Origin of the sequence: Flavobacterium rhamnosiphilum (genome assembly GCF_004349195.1) — a bacterium.
GTDB lineage: Bacteria > Bacteroidota > Bacteroidia > Flavobacteriales > Flavobacteriaceae > Flavobacterium > Flavobacterium rhamnosiphilum.
This window is the reverse complement of sequence record NZ_SMLG01000001.1, coordinates 702,305-725,779: the sequence shown is the minus strand read 5'-3', so window position 1 is coordinate 725,779 and position 23,475 is coordinate 702,305. Positions and strand designations below refer to the sequence as shown.

Sequence of the window (23,475 nt, the reverse complement as noted above, 5' to 3'; positions counted from 1 at the left end):
GAGTTTGTGTTGGAACTCAAATCTTATCTCTTGCTTTTTTTAGCCCAGATAGCAGTGAAAAGCTTTTTGAATTCCGTTTTTTAGTTTTTTTATTCTTGCAAAGCGACTGAAAGAAGCTCTTGCAGGAATTTAAAAAACTTAAACGAAAGAAAAAACTTGTAACGTACAGCTGGATTGGCTCCTTATATTAATTCAAATAAAAGAGCGCCAAAAAAATTATTCTTTTGACGCTCAAATATACTTATTTTTTTAGAAATTATTCTCCGTATGAAGCGGCAATAAATTCTTCGTAAGTTACTTCTTTAGTTGTAGGATTTGCTTTCTCTTTGAACAATTCCAATAATTTTTCAGCAACAACTTGGTCCGAAAGTCTTTTTACTTCGTCTTGGTTTGACAAAACTCTAGCCACAATTCCTTGAACTTCTTCGTCAGTAGGATTTGTTTGCCCAAACTGCGCCATTTGTTGACGGATATTTTTTGTAGTGAATGTTTTCAAATCTTCGAAAGTGATTTTGATATCACTTTGCGCCATTGCTCTACCTTCGATCAATTGAAAACGCAATCCTTTTTCAGAACGTGCATATTCTACTTCAGCTTCTTCAGGAGATAATTTTTTCTCACCAACAGTTTGCAACCATTTTTTCAAGAATTCAGAAGGTAAATCAAATTTTGTGCTTTCGATTAAGAACTCAGTAACATCACCTAATAATTTTTGATCCGCTTGTTGTGCAAATTGATTTTCAGCATCTTCTTTGATTTTCGCTTTCAATTCTTCTAGTGAAGAAACAGTTCCAGCTCCAAAAAGCTTATCAAACAATTCTTGGTTTAATTCCGCTAATTCAGCAGTGTTGATCGCTTCGATTGTGAAAGCTACATCAACATCTAAACCGTGAACGTCATCATGACTTACTTTCATCACGTCCATCAATTGATGATCGTCTTCAAATAAACCTTTCGTATTTACAGTCACTACATCACCCACTTTTTTACCGATGAATTTATCCCAAGTCGCTTTATCTTTGAAAAGATCCAAAGCAATAGTTGTAGCGTTATTAATTCCTTTTTCTTCATTTGTGAATGTTCCTGTTACATCTGAATCTGCAGCAACAACCTCTTGAGGAATTGCAGTTCCAAATTGTTTTTGGATTCTTTCCACTTGACCGTCGATCAATTTAGCATCAGCAGTAACCACATATTTTACAATGTCATTTTTTGCATCTAAGTCTAAAGTGAAGTTTGGCACTAAACCAATTTCATATTCAAAAACCAATTCTTCAGCATCCCAAGAAAAATCTTCGTTTACTTTAGCAAGTGGCGTTCCAAGAAGGTTTAATCTTTCCGATTGTACGAAACGCTCCAAAGCCAAATCAACTACTTTCTGAACTTCTTCTTGTTTGATCGCTTTACCGTATTGTTTTTCAACAAGATCTTTAGGCACCGCTCCTTTTCTAAATCCCTTAACAGTTGCCAAAGGCATTTTTTCGTTTATTCTTTTTGCAACTTGTCCTTTGTAATCCATGTGAACAACAGTCATTACAATTGTTTCATTCACAGCGTCTATTGCTACTCTTTTGATATCCATCTTCTTCTTTAATTTACATAATAAAATTGGGTTGCAAAATTATAAAATTTTTGCAACCCAAACAAGTATTTTACCATTTTGAATTTTAGGCAGTTATTTGACAAAATCAGAGGTTAGAAAAGGAAAATAATTTGGGCGTGCCCCTCCGTAAAAACTACGGGTCAGGCTGTTCGTTGCAATCTTTTATTGCGCTTCGCTTCATAAAAGGATTTTCACTTCCATCCTTCACGCGGGCTGTGGTATTCAACAATATAAATTTACTTTTATAATTATAAGATAATTATTATATATTTGAAATCAAGTAAACACTGACGCTTGTCAGACAAAGCAGCCCAATTTAGGGTGGATAAGTCTGAAATCGTCAGTAGTATATACTAGTTAGCGGTCATTGTAGAGCGACAGAAAAACGAACAACATACAGAATGAAAAAAGCAATAATAATTGGTGCGACATCGGGAATTGGAAAAGGACTTGCTAAATTGTTGTCAGACAATAATTATGTAGTTGGAATTACGGGAAGACGAACTGAACTTCTTGAAAAACTGAAATCAGAAAAACCAAATTCGTATTTTATTAAAACATTTGACATTACAGACATAAAAATAGCTGTTGAAAAATTGGACGAATTAAAAACTGAACTTGGTGGACTTGACTTGCTAATAATTAGTTCAGGAACAGGCGACCTTAACGACAATTTGGATTTTGAAATTGAAAAACGAACCATTGACACAAATGTTTTAGGTTTCACTTGTATTGCAAATTGGGCATTCAATTTATTTGAAAAACAAAAATTTGGACATTTAGTAGCAATAAGTTCTGTTGGAGGGCTTCGTGGTAGTCGTCAAGCTCCATCGTATAATGCAACAAAAGCCTTTCAAATAAATTATTTAGAAGCATTAAGACAAAAGGCGACCAAACTTAAACAACCTATTTTTGTAACAGACATAAGACCAGGATTTGTAGATACTGATATGGCAAAAGGTGAAGGACAGTTTTGGGTAGCAACAGTTGACAAAGCAACACGCCAAATATTTGGTGCCATAAATGGGAAAAAGAAAATAGTTTATGTTACAAAAAGATGGCGACTTATTGCGACAATTTTGAAACGAATACCAAGACCAATTTATGACAGAATGTAACGACAGAAAAGAACAACGAACCGCTAACACACGCTTTGCAATAGTGGGGTTTAAGGCTTAATTTAAAGACGGTTTTGTACTTGTAAAATTAGTGCTTAACCGAAAATAAGGCTTACTTATCCCCACCATCGCAAGAGCGCGGGAACGTTAGGCGACATACAATAAAATCCTAACTCAAAATGACTCATCTTAAAACATACAAATGGAGTTGAATATGATAAATACAAGTCGCCCAATTAATTTAAATATTGTGATTATTCTATCGTTCTTTTCGCTATTCTTATTTTCTGTCGTTAGTTGTAATCAAACCATTGAAGAAAATAAATACAACGGAAAATGGATTTTACAAGAACAAAATTATAATGAAGATATTATTTTTAAGGATGGAAATTACACTAAAAAATATAGCAGTGATGATCTTAGAGTAAACTCAAGTGGGAAGTTCTACCTTAATAGAAATGAAAATAGAATAGGAATTACAATATCATTAATTCCTAATAAAATAATCAGTGAGAATGATACTATTTTCCAAGAATGCGAAAACTTAGACGTTATTGAAATTAATGATAGTAATCTAATAATTCTAAAACCAAATCAAAGGATGAGAGATGTAAATGATAGATTTATTAGAGTAAATGAAATTCTAATTTATAAAAAAGCAATAAAATAGACTCCAGCTCCCCCGCTAGCGCGAGCGCAATGTCATTAAGTTAAGGAGTCATTTCGCTAATTAATAGTGATTTAACTTGTGTTTGATTAGTATAATTGTATTATTTTTCTTATATTTAAACTGTAATTTAACAGTGTAAAATATGCCGAAGGACTCAATATCGATAATTAAACAATTGAGAAAAGCGATTTTTAGTGAAAAAATAATATCCGATTATAAAATGAATGAACAAGATTTTACTCGAAAACGGAAGCAGCCTTTTGGACAAGTTTTATTTAAAGATGATATACAAGAATTGAAACAACGAATAGTTCCTCAAACTACAATTGATATCGCACGAAATTATATTTGTGACGAATAAAAACACCAGCTCCGCTAAGTGTTCTTTCAAAGAATAAATTTGTCGTTTAAGCTGCGCAAACGTCTCTGACTTTGCGCCCACAATAATGAGCAAATAATATAGTGAGTGTAAAGTGTTAACGGCATATAGATATGGGTACGAAGTCGGGAGACTTCGCACAGCGCAGGTTTTATCACACATATAAACGAGTTGGCGGCTATTTTGCCAAAATTGACTAAAAAACAAAAAAATATGACAATTTCTAAAATATATTTCTGGATAATAATAATTTCAATCTTTGTATTTCTACTTTATCGATTAGGTGTATTAGTCGATGATAAAGAAAATTCTAAAAAAGCAAATTACATTGTATTTTCAGGTGCTTTAATATTGGCTTACTTAGGAATTATGTTTTTTGGTTATTTTCCAAACATATACGTTATAGAAAGTTGCGATAAATATCATACAGAAATGTTGATTTTTCCTAAAACAACCGAAAAAGGATTGAACTTAACTTTTGGAGATGAGCGTTGTTATGTTTTAAATGAAGGTGACAGTGATGTCAATATAAAAACCTTAATCTATTCAAAACCAAATTATGACCCCGTAATTTTTTTCAAAACATTTGATGAAATATTAAATGCTAAATCCGAAAAAGAGTTCGAAATTGAATATTTTGATTTTATTTGTGAAAAACCAGATAATGAGGTTTTTAGTAAAGGTGCCCAATCGTATAAAAATATAATAAATTGTAATTAAAAATGGAGAAAGAAAACTATGCAATATTTATTCACAAAACTTCAGGAGAAAAATTTGCGACCTTAACCGAAAAAATAATTGAACTTGAATTCAATGCAAAAAAATGGCTGTGGAATTTGCCAAAAGATACAAAAATAGAATGTTATAGAATTATTTCAGAAGAAATAACGGAACAAAAAATGATTATTGAACTAAAAGATTTAAGATTGACAATGTCAATAAATTACAACGATTTAAAAGAAGTTTTTTTCATACAAAATTAAGAATATGGAAATAGATATGGATAAATGTCACTATTGTAATATGTCCCCCCAGCTCCGCAAAGTGTTAATTCAAAGAATAAATTTGTCGCATACGCTGCGCAAATGTCTCTGACTTTGCGCCCGCCCACAATAATAAGCAAAAAGTGTAAATATGTAAACTTTTTTCAGGACGAGACAAGGAAAATAAAAGCTAATAAATGTTGTAAAACAGTTGAAATGGAAAAGATTATTTACATAGTATTCATACTTTTTAGTCTATCTGTAATTGGGCAAACTAAAAACTTAAAAAAGGACTTTAAAATTGATTTATTAACCATTGAAAAAAATACTAAAGACACTTTAATTGGAACATTTACTGAAATATACTCTGGCAATAAAAGAATCGAAGCAAAATGTTGTACTGATTTTGATGGAATTGACATTTTTTATATTAATCCTAAAGACATTGTCGATAATAGAATTTACATGAAATTTTATGGACGAAAATGTAAACCATATAAAAAGAAATTTATAATCAGAGGTGACTTAAAAACAACAATTTATCTTAAATACGGAAAAACAGAATATAATACTAAAATAGAGGACTTTGAAATGATGTTTAAAAAATTAAATATAGAACATGACACTTTTAAATGTGGAACTGTTGATTAACTCTCCAGACTTTAAACCATTTTATTATTGATTGTACTTTGCAAATCTAAATGATAATGTAGATTTGCAATCCGCACCCACAATTTAAAAAAAATGACACATTTTCCGGTTACAACATCGACACTTTCAGCCACAGCCTTAGGACAATTTGTTACAGAAAAATACGATCTGAACGAAAACTGCACCTGCCAATTGTTTAGAACAGGGATTAATCACACCTATTTTATTGCTGACGACAAAACAAAATATGTATTGCGCGTTTACTTTTACAACTGGCGTTCAAAAACTCAAATTCAGGAAGAAATCAATCTGTTGCTTCTTCTAAAAGAAAACCACATTAGCATTTCTTTTCCTATTGCAGACAAAAAAGGCCATTTCATACAAGATATAAACGCACCGGAAGGAATACGTCACGCCGTACTTTTCTCCTTTGCCGAAGGAGAAAAAATACGATTCATGGACGCAGCGACTTGTTTCTCTATTGGTTCGCTTATGGCAAAAATTCATACGATAACTGCTAACAAAAAAATAGATCGTATCAATTACGATGTAAAAACCTTGGTTCAATTGCCGTATGAATATGCAAAACACTATTTTCCAGAGTCAATAGCTGAAATGCAATTCATAAAAAAGCAAAGCGAAAAAATCAGTAAAACCTTTGACAAAATTGACTTCACAAAGGTCACAGAAGGAATTGTTCATATGGATATTTGGTATGACAATATGAGCGTTAAAGACCAAAACGAAGCAACCATTTTTGATTTTGATTTTTGTGGAAACGGCCTGTTGATTTTTGATGTTGCCTATTTTTGCAAACAACTATTCCATATCGAAGGCAATAAAGACGAATACGAACTGAAAGTTCAAAGTTTTTTAAAGGGTTATCAAAGCATAAGAACGCTATCCGAAGAAGAAATAAAAATGATTCCTGATGCAGGAGCCGCCATTTGGATTTTTTATCTTGGGGTACAATCGCAACGATTTGATTGGTCAAATATATTTTTGACTGAAAATTACCTAAAAATGTACATCGGAAGAATGAAATCTTGGATTGAATATAATGATTCGAAACAAATCACGCTATAGCACGGAATAAGCAAAACAACCACAAACGCTTGTATGAGCTCAATGACATTAAGTTAAGGATTCGTCAGTTCGTCCCGACGCTTCGGAAGAGTAATAATTTACGATAGAAAAAATTTCACGAAGTATCGAGAGCCCTTACGTCTTGAAGGCTTCTCGATACAATTTTAAACATTAAAGCTATCGCATTAATGTACAAAATCACTCGAAGTGACAGTTGAAACAGCTTAACCTTTAGATTTGTATTTGATTTAAAATTTCAATTTTCAATTCATTAATAATTCAAACTCAATCCAAAACCAAGTCCCATATCACTGTCATAATGCGTGGTAATTCCAAAATTTCTCTTGACAATATACCGCAAACCCGCCATGTATTCTTTGTCCGTATTCCACATTAAATTCATGCGCAATCTTTTGGAAACCGGAATATCCATGCGTTCCAATTGCAATCTGAAATTGCCGTCGGTAAATACTTCGGCTTGTGCTTTGATGAGCATGGGTAACGTATATTCGACTCCAGCACTGAAAACAGCGCGATTGTCTTTGGTATTGGTTTGACCAAAAAGATTCTCTTCCATTTCTCCCATTTCCATTTTTCGATACCGCCAGTCAAAACCGATGAACGGCATCAGCCATTGCATTTTCCCGATATAACGTCCAATATGGGTTTCGGTTTCATAACCGTGATGGTTGGTGTAACCCAAACGCCATTCGGTACCAATGCTCCAACGTGTGTTTTGAATCATCAACATTCCGTCATTTCCATTGGTGGCAAAATCATTTTCGGCCATCACGTGAAAGGCTCTGTCATCAGCGAATAATTTGCGTTGCGCTAATTTTGGATTTGGAATCAAAGGATTTGGCTCTTGATTTTCATAACTAAAAACCCTTCCCATTCCAGCCATCATGTGATAGAGAATGTGACAATGGAAAAACCAATCGCCTTTAACATTCGCATTAAACTCAACCGTATCGGTTTCCATCGGCATAATATCGATGATGTTTTTCAGCGGCGCGTATGCTTCTTTTCCGTTGAGCACTCTAAAATCATGTCCGTGCAAATGCATCGGGTGGCGCATCATCGAACCGTTGAAGAGTACAATTCGGACGTTTTCGCCTTTCTTTATCAAAATTTTATCAGCTTCCGAAACTACTTTATTGTCCAGACTCCAAACATACCGATTCATGTTTCCTGACAATTCAAACCGCAATTCTTTTACCGGTGCGTCTTTTGGCAATGTCGTTTTAGTGGGTGATTTCAGCATCGCATAGTTCAATGTGACAATATCAGAAAGTGCATTAGAGTCATACTGATTATGATTGGCATGCTCCTCTTCCTTTTGACTTTCGACTTTCGACTTTTGACTACTCCCAGTAATTTCAGGATACATCACCACATTCATGTCCATTTGGTTGAGCGACATTTGCATGCCCATATCGTCTAAATCTCCATTCATTTTTATCATGCCGTTCATCATTTTCATGCCCTCAAAATACTTTAATTTAGGCAAAGGCGAAATCAATTGCTTGATGCCATCTCCTAAATACAACGAAGCCGATTTCGTCCGGTCCTCCGAAGTGACTAAAAACTCAAATGCCGTTTTATCCGCTGGAATCGTTACAACAACATCATACGTTTCAGAGACAGCAACGATTAATCGATCGACTGCAACAGGTTCCACATCATTGCCATCACTGGCAACAACGGTGATTTTTCCGCCGGCATAATTCAACCAAAAATAGGTAGAAGCACCACCATTCGCAATTCGCAATCTCACTTTATCGCCTCCTTTAAATTGCGAAAATTGACTTTCATTTTTCCCGTTGATCAGGAATTTATTGTAATACACATCACTTACATCCATGGCATTCATTCGTTTCCATTCATTCGTGACTTTTGTCTTGAAATGTCCCGCTTTTATAGCTTCAGCATAGCTTTGCGTAGTTCCTTTTTGAATCGCAAACCAGTCTGTCGCATTGTGTAACATCCGATGAACATTATTCGGGTTCAAATCCGTCCATTCGCTCAGAATAATTGGAATCGTCGGTAAATCATCAATTCCTTTTCTGAAAGTAGGATCATCCGATTTTTTATTCATAATAAAGGAACCGTACATTCCTATTTGTTCCTGCAAACCCGTATGACTGTGATACCAATGCGTTCCGTGCTGAATAATTGGGAACGTATATTTATGCGTGGTATGCGGTTTGATTGGCATTTGGGTCAAATTAGGCACGCCGTCTTCTTTATTGGGCAAAAACAATCCGTGCCAATGCAACGACGTATCTTCATCCAACTCATTATGTACATAAATTTCAGCAATATCGCCTTCGGTAAAGGTGAGTGTCGGCATCGGGATTTGTCCGTTTACCGCAATCGCTCTTTTGGGGGTATTGCCAAAAGTGACAATCGTATCCCGAACATATAAATCGTAACGAACGGTTCTTGAAGGGGTATTTTTAACTATTCTTTTTACTGGTTCTTCTTTAACTTTAGCATTATCTGCGGGAACTTCTGTATGATTTTGATGCAAATCAGCACTTGCTGCTTTTGCTTGAACAACTTTTGCTTTTACAGGTCTTTGTTTTTTAACAACTGCTTTTGGTGCTTGTTTTTTGGCAACTGATTTTTTTACTGGTTTAACTTTTTCTTTGATTAAATCCATCCCGCATTTGGGACATTTTCCGGGTTTATTCGCATGAATTTCCGGGTGCATCACACAAGTGTACGTTACAGGCTGTGTTTGAAGAATAGATGCTTTTCTGGAAATGGTATTTCCATTTTTATTTTCTGCTTTTGCAAAAGGAGAAATAAGCACTAGGAATAAAATTAGTAATTTAGTTCTTTTCATGTTTTTTAATTTTCAAAGAAACTCTTAAATATTTTTGTTTAAAGTTTTAAACCACGCAATCGCAACGCATTTGCAATTACTGAAACCGAGCTGAAACTCATGGCCAAAGCCGCAATCATTGGCGAAAGCAAAACGCCAAAAAACGGATACAAAACGCCTGCGGCAATTGGAATTCCCAACACATTATAGAAAAAGGCAAAGAATAAATTTTGCTTGATATTTCGCATCACGGCATGACTTAAATTCTTGGCTTTGACTATTCCTTGTAAGTCGCCTTTTACCAAGGTAATTTTCGCACTTTCAATGGCGACATCCGTTCCGGTTCCCATTGCAATTCCTATGTCGGCTTGCGCCAAAGCCGGAGCATCATTGATTCCGTCACCTGCCATCGCTACAATTTTCCCTTCGAATTGTAATCGTTTAATTTCCTTGAGCTTGTCTTCAGGCAAACAACTCGCCTTAAACGAACTTAAATTCAACTGTGTCGCCACTGCTTTTGCGGTATTTTCATTATCTCCGGTAAGCATGATTACCTCAACTCCCTGACGCATCAGTTCTTTTATGGCTTCGACGCTTGTTGCTTTTATGGCGTCAGTTATCGATACAAATCCTACCGCAATTCCGTCAACTGAAATATAAGAAACGGTTTTCCCGAGTTTTTGCTCGGCTGTGATTTTATTTTCTAATTCATCCGAAACCCTGACGTTCACTTGCTTCATCAATTTTTCATTTCCGAGCGCCACTTTTTTATTGGTTACTGTCCCAATCACTCCTTTACCGGAAATTGCTTCAAAATCCTTGACTTCGATTAATGAAACGTTTTTTGCTTTCGCAAAATTGACTACGGCTTGCGCCAAAGGATGTTCACTGTACTGATTTAAGGAAGCGATATTTTGCAATAGTTCATTTTCGTCATTTTGCAGGGAAAATACTTTTTCAACAGAAGGTTTTCCTTCCGTGATGGTACCTGTTTTATCAGTAATCAAAACATTAACTTTGTTCATGTTTTCCAGTGCTTCGGCATTTTTTATCAAAACTCCCGATTGCGCTCCTTTCCCAACACCAACCATCACTGACATGGGCGTTGCCAATCCCAAAGCACAAGGGCAGGCAATTATCAATACGGCAATTGCATTGATAAACCCATAAACCATTGCGGGTTCAGGACCAAATTGTGACCAAACAAAAAAAGTAATTACCGAAACAAAGACCACAATTGGCACAAAATATTTAGCTATTTTATCGGCTAATTTTTGAATCGGCGCTTTCGAACGGCTGGCCGTATTTACCATTTGTATAATTTGCGAAAGCAAGGTTTCTGAACCAACTTTTTCGGCAATCATCACAAAGGATTTATTTCCGTTAATCGTTCCGGAGCTAATGCTGTCGCCTATTTTTTTATCAACAGGAATGGGTTCTCCTGTAATCATCGATTCATCAATAGTACTTTCTCCGTCGGTGATTTTTCCATCCACCGGAATTTTATCTCCAGGTTTCACACGCAATAAATCTCCTTTTTTGATGTCGTGAATGGAGATGACTGTGTCTTTTCCATCGCGTACCAAAACAGCTTCGGTTGGTGCTAATTTCAACAATTCTTTTATCGCTCCACTCGTTTGGCTGTGCGCTCTCGCTTCGAGTAATTGCCCCAATAAAACCAATGTTAATATCACCGTTGTTGCTTCAAAATAGAGCGAAACGACTCCGTTATGGGTTTTAAATTCATCCGGAAAAACAGCTGGGAAAAATAATCCGACTAAACTAAACAGAAAAGCTACTCCCGTACCAATTCCGATAAGCGTAAACATATTGAGATTCCAAGTAATAATTGATTTCCAAGCACGTACAAAAAACATCCAACAGGCATAAAAAACGACAGGAAGCGAAAGCACTAATTGCACCCAATTCCACTTTTCTGTATCCATAATTTTCATTAATGGATTATTCGGAATCATATCAGACATGGCAATAATGAAAATTGGAACCGTACAAACTACCGCTATTTTCATTTTGCGCACCAAGTCATTATACACCTTATTTTCTTCAGAATCGGTAGGTTCCATTGGCACTAAATCCATTCCGCAAATCGGACAAGAACCCGGACCGTCTTTGATTACTTCGGGATGCATGGGACAGGTATACATTGTTTTTGCCAAACTCAATTCTGGAACTTTTTCCAGATTCATTCCGCACACCGGACAACTTCCCGGTTTATCATAGACTTTTTCGCCCTCACAATGCATCGGACAATAATATTTGCCTTGCGCATTACTGGGTAAAATTACTATTGATTTCTCTTGTTGTTTATTCGAACTGCAACACGATTTCTCTATGGGCTTCTCGGTCGTTCCGTGAGAATCAACCCCATTATTCATTGCTATTGTATAGTTTCCGGCGGCAGTTAAAGCCTGTTGTAATTGAGTAGTCGGAATGTGTTTATCCATTGTTATTGTCGCTATTGGCGGATCCAAAGTAATTGTCGCCTGAATTCCATCAATAGCATTCAATGTTTTTTCGACTTTGGAACGGCAACCGTCACAACTCATTCCTGTAATGTTATATGTATGCGTCATGATATTGTATATTAAATTATTTATACAAAGTTCCTCCTAAATACAACTTTAACTCTTATACAATTCTGGTTCTCTTTTGTATCTTTTATAGATTATCGAGAGGATGTCGTTTCTGTTCTTTCAAGTTTTTGAAAAAAGTAGGTGTCAAACCCGTTACTTTTTTAAATTGTTTACTTAAGTGTGATGCACTGCTATAATTGAGTTGAAAGGCAATTTCATTTAAACTTAATTCGTCATAAACAATTAATTCTTTGACTCTTTCAATTTTTTGAAGGATATAATATTGCTCAATAGTAGTGATTTCTTGCAACGAAAACAGATTACTGATATAGCTGTAATCTTGCCCAATGGCTGCTACTATATAATCTGACAAATTAGTTTTAAAACGATTGTCTTTGAAATGCACTAATTCTACAATCAGATTTTTTACCTTTTCTACCACTCGGCTTTTTTTATCATCGATAATTTCAAAACCTAAGACCAATAATTTCTCATTAAGCTCCTGCTCTTTTCCTTTATTCAAGTCTTCGAGAATTTCCACTTCCCCTAATTCAACCGAAACAGTATGAAGCCCAAACTTTTCCAGTTCAGACTTCACTACCATTATACATCGGTTGCAAACCATATTTTTTATATGTAATCTCAAAATCTTATTTTACAGTTTCTACAATTCTACCGCAATTCAACATCTCAGAACCGAAATACGGATTTCTAATTTCTTTGGTTTCGCTTATCCAATAACCGTTTTTTCCTTCATTATACATTGGACAATACGCTTGATATAGCTTTTGATCTGTTCCAAAAGTTTTTATTAAATCATTCATATCTTTGCTCAACAGGGCAAAATATTCTCTTTGATGATCCATTTTCCCTGCGTTATCACCAATATGTTTCACATGCTCCTTCGCTTCAGCAACAATATCATTGTATTTGTTTTTCAGTTTTTTATCTAAAATGGTATTAGAATTCACTTTGTTGAAAGTAGCATATAATGCTTTTCCAGCATTGGCAGCCCCTTTAGAATCATCTTTTACCAATGCATTTTTAAGCTTTAAATAGCTGCTTACTATTTCATTAATTGTAAACGAAGATTCAGCAATTGTTTTAGTGGTTACAGCAGTATTTTCCGTTTTAACAGCTGTAGCAATCGGATTATTTTTTTCCATTTTTGGCATTTGCGTCACTTTCTCTGTTAGTTCCATACCACATTCAGGACATTCTGCTCCTTTTTTACCTGTAACCTCAGGATGCATCGGACACGCATACAATTCCGAAGAAGTTCCAGTTGTTTCAGGATTACTGACTTCCGATTCTTTATTTTTCTGGTTACAAGAAACTAACACTAATGCGAATGTGACTATTGATAGGATTGTATTTTTCATTTAAAAAATTTATTAATTGTTGCGACTAATTACGCCATTTTTTGACGACTGCCTTTTTTGAAAACCCATTTGGCACTGATTATCCTTTATTTCATTTTGAAACATTGAAAAAATTATATTCTAAATTCAGATAAAATCCATTTGGCGCAGAACGCAGCATAGAACTGTATAATTCTTGTCTGTAAGCAACATCAATACGCGCTTGGCTGTTTATAATAAATTGAATTGACGGTACAATGTCTAAATACGATTTCCCGTTTTCGTTTAATGTTTGTCCAACAAACTCGACCATTGTATTGATATTTGTTTGTTTAAAATTAGTGTATTTTTTTGGATACATCAATCTTCCAAGCGATAATGTATAATTGGTAGCGTTATCACTTTGTGCTGCTGGATATTTGTAATCCGGCTTATTATCAAACGCTTTTTCAAAACTAACAGAAGCACTTATCGCCAGTTTTTTTATAAGTTGCGTAGCTACAATTCCAGTTTCAAAACCAGTATTGTGTCCCATAATTTCTATTTGTTCCTGATGAATATCCGCATTATTAAAACTATATCTTCCAAATGCTGCCATACGAAAATGACTGTGTAAATCATCCGTGGAAAGGAAACGATATTTAGTATAAAAACTAGCTCCTTCAGTAACCAACTGATTGTCTCTATTGCTTACAAATACGGAGGTTCTAACCATCAAGTTTTTATTGATACCCCAAGTAACTTCGGGCATTAAATGATAACTATATCCTGATTTCATTTGTTCTTTAAAAATGGATTGTCCCAGACGAATGCCTAATGAACCCGCAGGAATATTACTTGCCGGATCAGTGACTACAAAAAGTTCTTGAGCCGTTATTCCTTGAATAAGAAAAAACGTAAATACGATTAAAAACTTTTTCATTAAATTACAGTTTTGATATGGTAATCGTCTTCATTCTCTAATGGATATGACGCTGTTTTTGAAAACGTTTTAAGCAGTTTTTTATGCTCTTTTTGAGTTACATATCCTTTGTCATAAACTTTCAATTTTGTTTCCCCATTATTTTTTTTAATTTCTTCATTCAATAAAACAAAAGTGGATCCGTTTAATGAAATGGTTTTATCCTCTTCAATTTTTAAGTTCTCTGTAGGTACAGTAATTACTAACGAACCGATAAAGAAACCTGCTTTTTCAACACCTTCTTTCAGTACTCTTGGCTTTACTTTACTCTCTTTTTTGAAATAAACCGTGAATGTATTTGTGTTCAAATCAGTACTCACACTATCCACACCAACTGTTGCTTTCAGTTGTTTGTTTATAGCATTGGAACACATCGAACAGGTTAAACCTGTAGCAATTATCTCTGCTTTTGAAATTTGAGAATATGATTTTATGCTTGTTATTAAAACCAAACAAGCGATACCAATGAATTTTAAATTTATATTTTTCATTTTGCTTTATTTTTTTATTTGTACTATTATTTCTTCCTCGGTTGGATTTATGGCAACTAATTTTCCTGATGCATCAAATAGATACGAATTGGGTAATTCTTCTACGCCAAACAAAATTGCAGATTTAGCATCAAAACCTTTAGAATCGATTAATTGCTCATACGCTAATTTATCTTTTTGAATGGCATTCCTCCATTTCGTTTTATCTGTATCCAATGATATTCCAACGATTTCGAAGTTTTCATTTTTATACTGATTGTATAAAGGAGCCAACTTTTTATTCGCCAGCCTGCAAGGTGCGCACCAAGAAGCCCAAAAATCAATTAAGACCGTTTTCCCTTTCAGAGATGCCAAATTTATTGTTGCCTCTTTATTATTTTTAAGCTGAAAATCAGGTAAACTATCTCCAATTTTCATTTGCGCATTTGCCGTCGAAATACTGATTATTAAACTGAATAGCAGAATTATTTTCTTCATTTTATATTCTTTTTAAACACTTATTGAATCGTTTCTACCGTTTTTCCGCAAGTCATCATTTGAGAGCCGTAATATGGATTCTTAACCGCATTCTCTTTACTCAACCAGTTTGCGCCTTTACCACCGTTTGCCATAGGACAAAACTGAAGATAAACCGGAGTTTCATATTTAGCCACTTTTATCAACTCATACATTGATTTTGATAAATCCATGAAATGATCTCTCTGATGAGAAATATCTTTTGTATCGCCAATATGCTCTGAATGTTCTTTTAAGTCATTCAAAACTTTCATCCAAACAATATGTTCCTCCGATTTTAGAGTTTCCATTTTCACGGAATTGATTGCCGTTAATAAATCCTTCGCTTTTAAAGAAGCATTGTTTCCGTCAGTTTTTACCAAAGCATCTTTCAAAAGAAAATAGGCATCAAAAACAGCTTTTAATTTAGTATCCACTTGTTGTTTTGCAACCGCGTCATCAGAGTGATTGGCGTGGTTTGCGTGATTTTCTGCAGCAACGGTTTCTGATTTCATTTCAGTTGAAACGGCTACTTTTGCTTCTCTTTCATATTGACAACATCCGTGCAATTTCTCGTAAACATCATCCGGGGCAAGAAATTTATCGCTGTCATAACCTGCTAAAGCAATGCGTTTCAATATTTCGTCCTGACTCGTTTTTGTGGAATCATAGGTAAGTGTTGCCATTTTGGTGTCTTTATTCCACTCCACTTTGGCTACTTTTTTAAGATTTCCGGCAGTTTCAATAGTCGTTTTGCACATACCACAGTTTCCGTATATTTTTTCCGTTTCTGTTTTAGCATTTTTAATTTGCGCGCTTGCACTTGCAACTGAAAGCAATAGGGTTATTGCCATCAATATTCTTTTTATTGAGTTCATTGTATACTAATTTTGAGGTGAATTAGTCGCAAAAAAATATTGAAAACAATAGCATGTTTCGCTACATTTCAAATTGTATTCGACTAAAATTTAATGATTGTAAAGCATAAATGCTTTGAATTGGACAGTCTTTTGGCTGTCATAAAGAAATTTAGCTTATTTTAGGTGGAAGCCAAATAGAACGGAAATCGGAAGAAATGAAGATTTCTGAGTAATAGTAATTTTGTTTTTCAGTAGAAAAACTGAAAAGTTGATTATTCAATTCGGTATAAAACAATGAAGTCAAACCCAAGTAAACAGTTGAGCTACTACAAGAAACATCCTTACAAGCTCCATTGCAACCTTCATGAGATTTCTCTTTTGAAGACTGTTCTTTTTTACAACATTCTTTTTTCTCCTTTTTGGAAGAAGATTCTTTTTTGCAACATGCCTTCTCTGTTTTTGTTCCACATGCAAAAGCCGCGCTTGGTGTCATAAAGAAACCAAGCACAACTAATAACACTATGTAAAACTTTTTAGACATTGTTTATCTTATATAGATGGCAAAGGTATAAAATTTACAAATACTGTAAATTAATTCATTCACAAATACGTGTTAAAAACAAATCCTTATTTTCCTTCCCCTAATATCCCATTCATTATGGACTGTAATATTGACAATATGATACTAAAAAACAAGGCCGTCCAAAACGTATCGACACTAAATCCGCCAACAATTTTTGTACATAACAAAATCATCAATGCATTAATTACCAATAAAAACAATCCTAAAGTAATAATAGTAACCGGCAATGTAAGTATTACCAATATCGGTTTGATGAATATGTTAAGTAACCCAAGAACTATTGCAACGATTAATGCTGTAGTAAATCCCGCTACATGAACACCCGGCATAAAGTTCGCAATTAGCAATACTAAACCAGAAGTAATAAGAATTTTGATCAGTAAATTCATGAATTTTTGTTTTAAAATTTTAATAAATGTAGTGAAAATTTAAAATTATTACGTTTGTTTCAAAAAAGAACTTACTTTTTGATAAAATTCAGTCGGGTTTTCGGCATGAAGCCAATGCCCTACATTAGGAATCGTTTCAATGCTTGAATCAGGGAAATGCTGTTTTATGTTTTCGAAATCACTGTCCAAAATATATCTGGAATTTCCACCTCGAATGAACAACGTTGGTTTCTCGAAAATGTATCCTTCGGGTAACGGAACTCCTATTTCATCCATTTTTCTGTTAAAAACTTCCAGATTAAATCGGAAGGCGAGTTGTCCCGGCTCTTGCCAAAACAAATTTTTCATTAAGAATTGTCTGGTTCCAAAATCAGGAATATATTGTGACATGATTGCTTCGACTTCGTTTCGAGTTGGTTTTATTGAAAAATCAACGGCGTTTAATCCCGCCAGAATATCCTGATGGTGTTGCGGATAAAATTTTGGCCCGATGTCAGCCACAATTAATTTACTTACTAATTCCGGATGCGTTGTTACCAAAAGCATGGCTACTTTCCCGCCCATGGAATGCCCGATGACATTTATGTTTTCTAAATTATTGGCTTCGCAATACTCGAAGACATCTTGAACCATCACTTCATAACTGAATTCTTCGGAATGTAAGCTTCGGCCGTGATTGCGTAAATCCAGCATATGAACCTGAAAATCAGCCGCAAATTGTGTTCCGAGTGTTTTCCAATTATCTGACATTCCCAGGAATCCGTGGAGGATTAAAAGCGGCTGACCTGATCCTTCTATTTTTGAATAAAGCATTTTTTAGGTATTAAGTATTTATTTCTAAGAAATCTTACAAAGATAATTAAACTAATCTCATCCAACGACTATTCTAATGTTAGGTTGTGAATGAATATCACTAAAAGTGGGTATTGTGAGATCATTAAATAACACTAATTTTGGGCAAATATTTAGATTTTTTCTTGTTAAAAAAAACAAAATCTAAACGTAACAATATCAATCAAAAAAATTGATTAAATACATCCCTAACTTAAATCTTTTACCATGATTAAAAAAATCCTCTTGTTTTCAGTAATTATTTCACAACTTACCGTCTCTTGCAGCAGTGACGAACCTGTTAATGCTCCTGAAGGAAGTCTAACGGAACAAATTGCAAACATTATTAAACAGCCTTATTCAAAATTAACTCCAGCAGAACAAAAAGTAAAATTAGAGGCCGAAGCCAATGTGATGCTAGTTCAAATGGACAAATCCAAAACATCCGGAGCTATTGAAGCCATTCAAAATTTAGGTGATTTATTAAACATTAGTTCTGTTGATATTTTTGATGGTAAAAACGACAACGAAATAGAAGACATTCTAAATGTTTCTGGCGTGTATGGCATTTACACTTGGAATAATTCAACAAAAATCTGGGTTAAAACGACATCAACTACTGAATTGAAATTTGTTTTTCCTGCAAAAGCAAGTCAAACTGCTAACAACGCATCATTATCTTCTAAAAGTAACTCTTCAACCATAAAAGTAAAACTTGAAGACAGTTATAATTGGCAATCTGGAACTACAATAAATGATGAGATTTTCTTACCAACTTCGGTAGATGCAATTTTAACAATTGACGGTATTCAAGCAGCTACTTTTGCAACAACTGCAAAATACACCGGTACTGTAGAAACTCCAGATGAATCTAGCTTCAAAATGGTTTTAAACGATGGCTATACTTATGAAATCAGCGGGAGTAAGAAAGCAACTCAAAACACGGCTAAATCTTCATTCACTTATAACGGAAAAAATTTAGTTTCATTTACCGCAGGAAGCACTGCTGATATTGATAATTTATTAAAAGATGATGCTGTTACTCAATACCAAGGTAAAGCAAATGGTTTAGTTCAAATCATGGATAACTTTATCATTGTAGCCGAAATGGATATCGCTGGGCAAGCTAAAGATGACGAAGCTTTAGAGAAAAGTTTGGTTTATCCTGACAGGCAAAAGAAAACGTATTATACAGATTTAAATGCTTACAATATTAAAAATTCTGAAAGCGAAACTTCTAACCATAATAAAAACGTAAAATTAATTTTAGTATCTAAAAAAGATGGAACTAAAATTGCCGATGTAATTCAACGTTCAGACATAGGATATAGTTTTAATACTAGCGAATACGAAGTATGGGTAAATGATGCAAGCAACATCAAATATGGCGGTAGCTGGGAATTTGACTGGAACAATGGAGTCCCAAAAGGCACAGCAGTAAAAATTCAACAATACGACGAAGTGCTTTACTTGAAGTTTGGTGACAGTACTGAAGTTGCTATGAGCTCCTATTTTTCGACAGGATTTGATAAACTTGAAACTAAATTTGAGGATTTCTTGAAAGCTTTTGAAAGATAGAACTATTTTTTAATAATAAATCTAAAGCCAATCTGGGATATTCCTAGATTGGCTTTATTTTTTTGGAGGTGTTTTAACTACTATCGTGTTTTGACCGTAGCCAGCCCAAATACCAACCCCGCCTTTAATATTTGATTTCAGACTTGTATTAGATGGATAAATAGGATTTCTGCTATTTACAATTTCATTCTGCCAACTATTCCAGAAATCGAATGCTTCTTTATTCATAGTCCTTAATTTCACGAAAATTAAATCACCGTCGGTAAAATAGGGTTTGAATTTAGTTTTAGGAAAGAGTAATACGCCTCTATTTACCTGCATTGAAATGGAATGAGATTTAAATTTTTCATCATCCAGATTACCGTAAAAAGCAGGAACAAAAATAGGTTCTTGCTCCTCTATCCTTGTAGCAACCTGATAATAATTCTTTTCATTCACAGGATCATCAAATTTTATAAAAACGTATCCGGTAGTATCCGTGGCATTCTTTTTTACATACTCTGCCGTTGCAATCGCTACTGTTTTAGGAATGCTTGTAGTAGCTACTACTATTCTATTTAAATACTCAATTTTCAAGGTATAAGTCTTCCCCGCTTTCCCGATTATTTCTTTTCCAAAATATACAAACGGCGGAACTCGATTATCATCATTTTTAACACGTAAAACTTCTACCGTTTCTCCATCAGAAACCGTTATTTTTGCCGAACGTATTACGTGATCCAAAACATTTGTAGAATCAACAACATCATTTATCGGTATCGTACTGGATAATATTACCTGCGGAACATCTCCTTCTTCAATCCAGCCTTCTACCGCTAATTTTGATTCCAACTTAATTCCATCACTAAAACTGTCATTGTTACAACTACACGCAATAATCATCAAAAGAAATAAACTATACTTTTTCATCATCTAAAATTTAAATCTCCAACTTATGGAAGGAAGTATTCTATACAAAACCTTTTTTTCAGGCTTGACAACTACACTATCTTTATTTTCATTGACAACCACATTCAAAACAACATAAATAGGGTTTTCGATATTGAAAGTATTGTAAATAGAAAAATTCAGTGCACTTTCTTTTTTAGCGTTTTTTATAAAAAAATAATTAACAGAAAAATCCGTTCGAATATAGTTTGGCATTTGAGCATTGTTATACTCCGAATATTCTTTGACCGGATTGTTATTTATAAAATACCAAGATGTAGGCATTGTAAAACGATTTCCTGAACTGAAAATCTGAGTGACACCAAAATTCCATTTTGAATTTAAATCATACGTTCCAACCAAAGATAAATTATGGCGTCTATCATATTTAGCATAATAAGTATTTCCATTATTGAGCTTTTCAAAATTTCTGTTAGACCAACTCAAAGTGTAACTTAGCCATCCTTTAAACTTACCATTATTTTTTTTCAGCATCATTTCTAATCCGTATGCTTTTCCCTTCCCTTCCAACAAATCATTTTTCAATGTGGAAATTTCATTAAACTGTGTGACTCCGTAAGGATATTCCAGTAAATGATTCATTGAACGATAAAATGCCCCAAATAAAGATGTAATACTTTTAGAGATCGTTTGATTTGAGCCTAAAGCAAATTCATTAGAGGATTGCGCGGGAATACCATCTGAGCTTGCAATCCAAAAATCAGTAGGAATCCCTACGCTTGAAGTCGTTATTAAATTTAAATACTGATTTTGTCTATTATAAGACGCATAAAACGAAAGATTCCTATTCCTATAATAATTCAGAACAACACGAGGTTGAAAATGTAAATATGATTTTGCCCCTGAATTATAATAGTTAATCCTTAAACCTAATTCTGCCATTAAATTATCAAGTAATTTTGGTTTTGCAGTTGTAAAAACAGCAAATTCGTTAGCTTTAATTAAATTGTTTTGTTCTGTATTATTGGTAGTACTTAAATTTTCAATTTGGATTTTTTGTGGTTGTAAATTATGATAAACATATTGCAAACCCGACTCGAAAGGAGTTTCTTTAACCAAATAATTAATCGAATTTGCAAATCCGAAATCTTCAACAAATGAGGAAACACCCATTTGAATGGTTGATTGCTCCATATTCAACTCATTTGTATATCGCGTATAATAAATAGCATTCGACATACTTGTTTTAGAAGATAACTTAGTAAACAAAGTAGGAGATATATTTAAATTACTCCATTTTAAACTGGTATATAAGGCTAAATTGGTGTCTTTTATTTGTAATTTATCGGCACTTGAAAAAGCCGAAACAGTTAACAGGCTATTTTTAGAAACTTCTGTAATAAAAGTTAAATTACCATCTGAAAATCCATATTTCATATCTTGGACATCACTATTTTCTGAACCTGAATCTAATATAGGAGCGATTATTTCATCAATATATGTTCTTCTTCCGGATATAGTAATCCCAGATTTTTCGCTGATCGGAATGCTCAAAGTAGCCTGAGAAGCCAGTAAGCCGATATTTCCTTGAATTGTAAATTGTGAAGGGATTTTTCTATTAGGAATTAATAAAGTCGTTGAGCTTAAACGCCCTCCATATTTTGCATTGGAACTTGATTTGTCAAATTCAACTTCCTGTATATGATCCGTATTATAAAAAGGAAAAACACCCAGCAAATGTGACATTCCATAAATTGGTGTTCCATCATATAATATTGAGTTATGTCCGGGATCACCTCCTCTTACATACAAATAACCATTTGCATCCCCAGAGTTTTGCACTCCTGGGGTGAGTTGTAAAATTTTGATTATATCTGTAGTTCCTAGAACTGTTGGAACTGTAGCTAATTCTTTTAAATTAAAAGACAGTTTACCGCCAGATAGGTTTGTAATTCCATTTTTTTTATTATTAGATATTACAACTTCTTTTAAAAACGAAACATCCTTTTCTAATATAATAGAAATTATGGTGTCTTTTTTAAAATCAAAACTTAAAGTTTTTTCAAGGTAACCAAAATGATTAACTGCAATTTTAACTAATCCCGATGGAAGTTCCTCCGTAAAGCAACCCAAAGTGTCACTTATGGAATAGTAATGCTGATTGTTAGTATCAAAAGAAATACGTACTCCTATTAAATTTTCGTTTTCAAAAGATTTCACCTTCCCAACTATTGTAGCCTTGGATTGTGCAAACAAATTAGAAAAACATAATAAACAAAATAAAACAATTGGCTTCAACACTGAATTTTAATAAGAAAAATGCTAAAGTAAACAATTACAACCCAATTGCATCAGGTTATAATTGTTTTAATTTATTTCTTATTTTAATTTTTGCAAATACATGTTCACCACATTATCCAATCCCAGATAAATGGCTTCGGAAATTAGAGCATGCCCGATAGAAACTTCGAGTAATCCCGGAATGTTTTGTTTGAAAAACTGAATGTTATCCAAACTCAAGTCGTGACCTGCGTTGATTCCCAACCCTAATTCGTTAGCCAAAATTGCTGATTCCGTATACGGTTTTATTCCATCTGGATTTCCTAAACTGTATTGATGTGCAAATGCTTCGGTGTACAATTCGATTCTTTCGGTTCCAATTTTTTTCGCGCCTTCAATCATTTCTAACACTGGATCCACAAAAATGGAAGTTCTGATTCCGTTGCGTTGAAATTCCTGAACGATTTCGGTTAAATACGCAGCATGTTTTATGGTATCCCAACCCGCATTTGACGTTATGGCATCGATTGCATCTGGCACCAAAGTCACTTGAGTAGGTTTTATTTCGAGTACCAGATCGATAAATGTTTTCTCTGGATTTCCTTCAATATTATATTCGGTGTAAACGATAGACTTTAAATCTCGGGCATCTTGATAGCGGATGTGTCGCTCATCCGGACGGGGATGAATGGTGATTCCTTCGGCACCAAACTTTTGAATATCGGTGGCTACTTTTAATAAATCGGGAACATTTCCTCCACGAGCATTTCGTAAAGTAGCTATTTTATTGATGTTTACACTTAATTTTGTCATTAGAACACTTTTTGATTTTGATACTAGTATT

At 34.2% G+C, this 23,475-nt stretch carries 22 protein-coding genes; 7 read left to right on the top strand and 15 right to left on the bottom strand.

The window, feature by feature from the left end; all coding sequences use genetic code 11:
- Positions 1–256 precede the first annotated feature (256 nt).
- On the bottom strand, positions 257–1,582 hold the full coding sequence (locus E0I26_RS03175) for a trigger factor (protein WP_131915037.1): 1,326 nt from the start codon (positions 1,580–1,582) through the stop codon (positions 257–259).
- Positions 1,583–2,004: 422 nt separating this feature from the next.
- Between E0I26_RS03175 and E0I26_RS03170 the strand changes: the two genes are divergently transcribed.
- The 6 genes from E0I26_RS03170 to E0I26_RS03140 all read left to right on the top strand — a co-directional run bounded on the left by E0I26_RS03170 (position 2,005) and on the right by E0I26_RS03140 (position 6,490).
- Positions 2,005–2,721 (top strand): SDR family NAD(P)-dependent oxidoreductase, encoded by a 717-nt coding sequence (locus tag E0I26_RS03170; RefSeq protein ID WP_131915036.1) that lies wholly within the window; start codon positions 2,005–2,007, stop codon positions 2,719–2,721.
- Between the two features lie 250 nt (positions 2,722–2,971).
- The gene (locus E0I26_RS03165; RefSeq protein WP_131915035.1) at positions 2,972–3,391 is read left to right on the top strand and encodes a hypothetical protein; all 420 of its coding nucleotides are present in this window, start codon (positions 2,972–2,974) and stop codon (positions 3,389–3,391) included.
- A gap of 571 nt (positions 3,392–3,962) precedes the next feature.
- Positions 3,963–4,490 (top strand): hypothetical protein, encoded by a 528-nt coding sequence (locus tag E0I26_RS03155; protein ID WP_131915033.1) that lies wholly within the window; start codon positions 3,963–3,965, stop codon positions 4,488–4,490.
- Positions 4,491–4,492: 2 nt separating this feature from the next.
- Positions 4,493–4,753 (top strand): hypothetical protein, encoded by a 261-nt coding sequence (locus tag E0I26_RS03150; protein WP_131915032.1) that lies wholly within the window; start codon positions 4,493–4,495, stop codon positions 4,751–4,753.
- A gap of 216 nt (positions 4,754–4,969) precedes the next feature.
- Positions 4,970–5,404: a hypothetical protein gene (locus tag E0I26_RS03145; RefSeq protein ID WP_131915031.1), complete on the top strand. Its 435-nt coding sequence runs from the start codon at positions 4,970–4,972 to the stop codon at positions 5,402–5,404.
- A 93-nt stretch (positions 5,405–5,497) separates the two neighbouring features.
- Positions 5,498–6,490, top strand: a complete 993-nt coding sequence (locus tag E0I26_RS03140; RefSeq protein WP_131915030.1) for a phosphotransferase — start codon at positions 5,498–5,500, stop codon at positions 6,488–6,490.
- A 271-nt stretch (positions 6,491–6,761) separates the two neighbouring features.
- Here the strand turns inward: E0I26_RS03140 and E0I26_RS03135 are convergent, their stop codons facing one another.
- From E0I26_RS03135 to E0I26_RS03085, 11 genes are all read right to left on the bottom strand, one after another.
- On the bottom strand, positions 6,762–9,341 hold the full coding sequence (locus tag E0I26_RS03135; RefSeq protein WP_131915029.1) for a multicopper oxidase domain-containing protein: 2,580 nt from the start codon (positions 9,339–9,341) through the stop codon (positions 6,762–6,764).
- A 38-nt stretch (positions 9,342–9,379) separates the two neighbouring features.
- On the bottom strand, positions 9,380–11,914 hold the full coding sequence (locus tag E0I26_RS03130; protein WP_131915028.1) for a heavy metal translocating P-type ATPase: 2,535 nt from the start codon (positions 11,912–11,914) through the stop codon (positions 9,380–9,382).
- A gap of 85 nt (positions 11,915–11,999) precedes the next feature.
- Complete coding sequence (locus tag E0I26_RS03125) at positions 12,000–12,518, bottom strand: helix-turn-helix domain-containing protein (protein ID WP_235831706.1); 519 nt, start codon at positions 12,516–12,518, stop codon at positions 12,000–12,002.
- Positions 12,519–12,564: 46 nt separating this feature from the next.
- Positions 12,565–13,296, bottom strand: a complete 732-nt coding sequence (locus tag E0I26_RS03120; protein WP_131915026.1) for a DUF3347 domain-containing protein — start codon at positions 13,294–13,296, stop codon at positions 12,565–12,567.
- 91 nt (positions 13,297–13,387) lie between these two features.
- The gene (locus tag E0I26_RS03115) at positions 13,388–14,197 is read right to left on the bottom strand and encodes a hypothetical protein (RefSeq protein WP_131915025.1); all 810 of its coding nucleotides are present in this window, start codon (positions 14,195–14,197) and stop codon (positions 13,388–13,390) included.
- Entirely contained in the window at positions 14,197–14,727 is a 531-nt protein-coding gene (locus tag E0I26_RS03110; RefSeq protein ID WP_131915024.1) for a heavy-metal-associated domain-containing protein, read from the bottom strand. The genes E0I26_RS03115 and E0I26_RS03110 overlap by 1 nt, the downstream gene beginning before the upstream one ends.
- Before the next feature lie 6 nt (positions 14,728–14,733).
- A complete protein-coding gene (locus E0I26_RS03105; protein ID WP_131915023.1) occupies positions 14,734–15,204 on the bottom strand; it encodes a TlpA family protein disulfide reductase in 471 nt (156 codons plus the stop codon).
- Between the two features lie 20 nt (positions 15,205–15,224).
- Complete coding sequence (locus E0I26_RS03100) at positions 15,225–16,100, bottom strand: DUF3347 domain-containing protein (protein ID WP_131915022.1); 876 nt, start codon at positions 16,098–16,100, stop codon at positions 15,225–15,227.
- Between the two features lie 151 nt (positions 16,101–16,251).
- Positions 16,252–16,623 (bottom strand): hypothetical protein, encoded by a 372-nt coding sequence (locus tag E0I26_RS03095; protein WP_131915021.1) that lies wholly within the window; start codon positions 16,621–16,623, stop codon positions 16,252–16,254.
- An 86-nt stretch (positions 16,624–16,709) separates the two neighbouring features.
- Complete coding sequence (locus E0I26_RS03090) at positions 16,710–17,054, bottom strand: phage holin family protein (RefSeq protein ID WP_131915020.1); 345 nt, start codon at positions 17,052–17,054, stop codon at positions 16,710–16,712.
- Positions 17,055–17,102: 48 nt separating this feature from the next.
- Positions 17,103–17,867: an alpha/beta fold hydrolase gene (locus E0I26_RS03085; protein ID WP_131915019.1), complete on the bottom strand. Its 765-nt coding sequence runs from the start codon at positions 17,865–17,867 to the stop codon at positions 17,103–17,105.
- Positions 17,868–18,113: 246 nt separating this feature from the next.
- Between E0I26_RS03085 and E0I26_RS03080 the strand changes: the two genes are divergently transcribed.
- On the top strand, positions 18,114–19,463 hold the full coding sequence (locus tag E0I26_RS03080; RefSeq protein WP_131915018.1) for a hypothetical protein: 1,350 nt from the start codon (positions 18,114–18,116) through the stop codon (positions 19,461–19,463).
- 54 nt (positions 19,464–19,517) lie between these two features.
- Here E0I26_RS03080 and E0I26_RS03075 read toward each other — a convergent pair whose 3' ends face one another.
- The 3 genes from E0I26_RS03075 to E0I26_RS03065 all read right to left on the bottom strand — a co-directional run bounded on the left by E0I26_RS03075 (position 19,518) and on the right by E0I26_RS03065 (position 23,444).
- Positions 19,518–20,372, bottom strand: coding sequence for a DUF4249 domain-containing protein (locus tag E0I26_RS03075; RefSeq protein WP_131915017.1), 855 nt, complete (start codon positions 20,370–20,372; stop codon positions 19,518–19,520).
- A gap of 3 nt (positions 20,373–20,375) precedes the next feature.
- Positions 20,376–22,652 (bottom strand): TonB-dependent receptor plug domain-containing protein, encoded by a 2,277-nt coding sequence (locus E0I26_RS03070; protein ID WP_131915016.1) that lies wholly within the window; start codon positions 22,650–22,652, stop codon positions 20,376–20,378.
- 78 nt (positions 22,653–22,730) lie between these two features.
- A complete protein-coding gene (locus tag E0I26_RS03065) occupies positions 22,731–23,444 on the bottom strand; it encodes a pyridoxine 5'-phosphate synthase (protein ID WP_131915015.1) in 714 nt (237 codons plus the stop codon).
- Positions 23,445–23,475: the final 31 nt, after the last annotated feature.